The sequence below is a fragment of the Luteococcus sp. genome (assembly GCF_043424415.1).
Lineage (GTDB): Bacteria > Actinomycetota > Actinomycetes > Propionibacteriales > Propionibacteriaceae > Luteococcus.
Genome location: NZ_JBHWOO010000082.1, coordinates 1 through 4,309 on the forward strand (window position 1 = coordinate 1; position 4,309 = coordinate 4,309).

Consider the following 4,309-nt stretch of genomic DNA (forward strand, 5'->3'; position numbering starts at 1 on the left):
CCGGCTGCTGGCCGAGCGCTGCGACGACGTCTCGCTGGCGTGGTTGCTGCTGTCCCTGGAGTCCTGAGCGTCCGCCACGACGGACGGCCGCTGCCCGACGAACCTTCGCGCGCCATGATGGGGGCATGCCTGTCCTGCGTCGACCACACGGCCGCCCCTCCCGCATCCCGGTCCTGGTCTCGCGCCTGTTCTACGTCGCCAGCCTGCTGACCCTGCTGGGGATCCTCTTCCCGGGGACGCGGTGGGTGATGGCCATGGTCCACCTGTTCAGCATCGTCGTCTTCCCCATCGAGGACGGAGGGCTTGGCCTGGCGATGGGCCTGGGCCTGGTCGCGGTCTCGCTGATGCGGCGCAAGCGGATCGGCTGGTGGGGCGCCGTGGTCTGGCTCGGGCTGGTCTGGATGCTGGCCGTGGCGATCTGCGTCACGGTGGCGATGGCCCACCACAACGGCCAGGACGTCACCCGCGGCATGTATGCCGAGCTGCTGAGCTATGCCATCACGCTCGCGACGACCACCGTGCTGCTGGCCCTGCTGGTGCGCCACCGCCACGACTTCCGGGCCCGCCTGCGCCCCGGCAACGTCGGCGCATCCGTGGTCGTCGCGCTGGTCGGAATCGGCGCCTCCCTGGCGCTGGGCTACCTGCTGGGCCTGGTGACCGGACACGAGGGACGACCGCGTTCGAGACTGGTCGCGATCATCCGTCGCCTGCTGGGCGACCAGGGCGCGACAGCCCTGGTCCCGCACTGGGTGCAGCTGCTGGTCGGCCTGCTGGTGGCCCTGAGCCTGCTGGCCGCGGTCGCGGTGCTGCTGCGCAGCCAGAAGGCGCAGGCCGTGCCGAGCCTGGAGGCCGAGCTGGAGGTGCGCGCCCTCCTCGCCGATGACCCGCACGACTCGCTCGGCTATTTCGCCACCCGGCGCGACAAGATGTTGGTCTTCAGCCCAGACCGTCGCGCCGTGATCGCCTACCGGGTGCAGCTCGGCACCTGCCTGGCCGCCGGCGACCCCTTGGGCGTGCGCGAGTCCTGGCCCGCCGCCGTCGACGAGTACCTCGAGACCTGCCACACCTTCGGGTGGACCCCCGGGGTGGTCGGCGCCTCCGAGGAGGGGGCGGCCGTCTACGAACAGGCCGGGTTGCGGGCGCTACGGGTCGGCGACGAGGCCATCCTCGACCCGCGGTCCTTCGACCTGACGGCCCGGGAGCTGCGTCCGGTGCGGGCCAGCGTCAGCCGCCTGCGCAATGCCGGCTGGACCAGCCGGGTCAGGCACCATGACGAGATCGGCGATGACGAGCTGGGTCGGCTCATCGGGCTCGCCGACCGCTGGCGGACCGGCGACGACCGCGGCTTCTCGATGGCCCTGAACCGTCTGGGCGATCCGCTCGATGGCCGCTGCGTGATGGTCGAGGCGCTGGCCCCCGATCCCGAGACGGGCCAGGAGCGCGTCATGGGGCTGCTCTCCTTCGTGCCGTGGGGCTTGCACGGTCTCTCCCTCGACGTGATGCGACGCTCGCCGCAGGCCGAGAACGGCGTCACCGAGTTCATGGTGGCCGCGCTGATGGCCGCGGGGCGGGAGCGCGGCTGGCGACGGGTGTCGATGAACTTCGCCGTCTTCCGCAGCGCGCTGGAGGAGGGCGAGCGGGTCGGGGCGACGGCCCTGCGTCGGGCCCAGCGGCGGGTGCTGCTGGTCTTCAGCCGCTGGTTCCAGATCGAACAGCTCTACCGCTCCAACCAGAAGTACCTGCCGCGCTGGCAGCCGCGCTTCCTGGTCTACGAGGACCCGGCCGACATCGGTCAGGTGGGCGCGGCGATGGCGCTGGCGGAGGGTTTCGTCGACCTGCCCGGTCTGACCGGTTCGCTGGGGGAGCGCCACCAGCCCCTGGCCGACGCGTCAGATCCCCGGGTGATCGCCTGGCTGGAGCGACCGCTGGCCGTGCTGCCCGCCCCGCGGCTGCCGGAGCAGGTGCGCCACCGGATGGCGACCAGGGAGCGGATGCTGGCCCAGGGCCTGGAGCCCTATCCGGTGCACACCGGGGTCGATGCGCCGTGCAGCATCGTCGACCAGGTCGACCACACCGGTCAGGTGGCCACGATCGCCGGCCGGGTCATGACGACCGGTGACCACGGAGGAGTCATCTTCTGTCGCATCGAAGACCTCAGCGCCCGGGTGCAGGTGCTGCTGGACCGGGAACGGCTCGGGGCCGAATCGCTGCGCAGCTTCAGGTCCCTGGTGGGTCTCGGCGACCTGGTGGCCTTCACCGGCCACGTCGGCCAGTCCCGCACCGGCACGCCCTCGCTGGTGGTGCACTCCTGGCGGATCATCACCAAGAGCCTGCGCCCGCTGCCCGACAAGCGGGCCGGGATCAGCGACCCGGAGGCCATGGTGCGGCAGCGCGCGCTGTACCTGGCCACCAGCGCCGAGGCTCGCGGGCGTCTGGTGGCGCGCAGCCGCACCATCCAGGCGGTGCGCTCCACCCTGCTCGACGAGCACTTCCTGGAAGTGGAGACGCCGATCCTGCAGACCATCCATGGCGGCGCCAATGCGCGTCCCTTCCAGACCCACATCAATGCCTATGACCTGGACCTCTACCTGCGCATCGCCCCCGAGCTCTACCTGAAGCGGCTGATGGTCGGCGGCATGGAACGGGTCTTCGAGATCGGGCGCAACTTCCGCAACGAGGGTGCCGACGCGACCCACAATCCCGAGTTCACCGTCGTCGAGGCCTACCAGGCCCACGGCGACTACCGCACCATGCAGCGCCTGACCGAGCAGATGGTGCGACGCGCCGCCCTGGAGGCGACCGGCAGCACCGTGGTGCGGGGTCGCGGGCCCGACGGCAGCGTGTGCGAGGTGGACCTGGCCGAGCCCTTCCGCTGGGTGGGTGTGCACGAGGCGATCAGCGAGGGGCTGGGGGAGAAGGTCGGTCCCGACAGCTCCCGCGAGGAACTGGCCCGCCACGCCGGGCGGCTCGGCATCGAGGTGGGCCGACGGCACACCCGCTCCGACATCGTCGAGGAGCTCTACGCCGAGCTGTGCGAATCGCGCACCGTCGAGCCCACCTTCTACTGCGACTTCCCGGCCGACCTGTCGCCCTTGACCAGGCCGCACCGCGACGACCCCCGCCTGGCCGAGAGGTGGGACCTGGTGGTCTTCGGCTCCGAGCTGGGCACCGCCTATTCCGAACTGGTCGACCCGGTGATCCAGCGGCAGCGGCTGACCGAGCAGTCACTGCGCGCGGCGCAGGGCGACCCGGAGGCGATGGAGGTGGACGAGGACTTCCTGGCCGCCCTGGAGCACGGCATGCCGCCCACCGGTGGCCTGGGCATCGGGCTCGACCGGCTCGTCATGTTGTTGACCGGCGGTTCGATCCGCGGGGCCATCGCCTTCCCGCTGGTGCGCCCGGGCGGTGGTCGTCGTGGTTGACCCCACCCAGCACGTGGACCGTTTCGCGGGCCGTGAGATGCACTGGCAGCTGCGCGAGGGAACCGGTCCGACGGTCGTCCTGGTCAACGGCGCCGGCATGTCGATGGAGCACTGGGACCGGGTGGTGGAGCTGTTGCCGGGGCGGCGCGTGCTGCGCTTCGACCGTCCGGGCATGGGTGGGACAGCCTTCCCTGGGCAGCTGCCCGGCCTCGACGAGGAGGTCGCCAGCCTCGCGGCCCTGGTGCGCGAGACCGCTTCGGCCGATGACGGTGGCGTGGTGCTGGTGGCGCACTCGATGGGCTCCTTCCACGCCGAGGCCCTGGCGCGAAGACACCCCGAGCTCGTCGGCGGGATCGTGATGGTCGACGGGTCGGTCGAGGAGCTGGATGCCCGCCCTGGATGGCGCCTGGGGCAGGTGGCGACCGGACTGGTGGCCTCCGTCGGGGCCCTGCCGGTCAACCGGCTGATGGGGCAGGCCCTCCGCCTCGGCATGTCGCGCCAGACCCATCGGCGCGTGGCCCACGTCACCACGCCGCGCCTGTCCGACGTGTACCGGGACCGCGACTCGCTGGCCATGGGCACCGCCGAGTTCTTCGCCTACTACCAGCAGGCCTGGGACCTGCAGCTGCTGCGACGCACGCATCCGTTGCCGCGGGTGCCGGTGGTGGTGCTCACCGCCGCCGACAGCACCGAACGTGCCTGGCCCGAACGCCAGGCGCGGTGGGCGCGACTGTTGCGTGCGCCACAGCATCGGGTGGAGCGCTCCCGCCACCTCATGATGATTGACCGTCCCGAGGTGGTGGTGCAGGCCGTGCTCTCGCTCGACGGACGGGCCGAGGTGCCGGGCCAGGAGCCCTGTTCGCCAGGGGCGTGACCACATCACCCCT

The 4,309-nt window shown here is 71.7% G+C and carries 2 protein-coding genes; both read left to right on the forward strand.

The annotated features are described in order from the left end of the window. Positions 1 to 125 precede the first annotated feature (125 nt). Positions 126 to 3,422: a bifunctional lysylphosphatidylglycerol synthetase/lysine--tRNA ligase LysX gene (lysX, locus tag ACHFFZ_RS04945; protein WP_394275551.1), complete on the forward strand. Its 3,297-nt coding sequence runs from the start codon at positions 126 to 128 to the stop codon at positions 3,420 to 3,422. After that, positions 3,415 to 4,296 carry an alpha/beta fold hydrolase gene (locus tag ACHFFZ_RS04950; RefSeq protein ID WP_394275552.1) on the forward strand — a complete coding sequence of 294 codons (882 nt, stop codon included), beginning with the start codon at positions 3,415 to 3,417 and terminating at the stop codon, positions 4,294 to 4,296. The genes lysX and ACHFFZ_RS04950 overlap by 8 nt, the downstream gene beginning before the upstream one ends. Positions 4,297 to 4,309 lie beyond the last annotated feature (13 nt).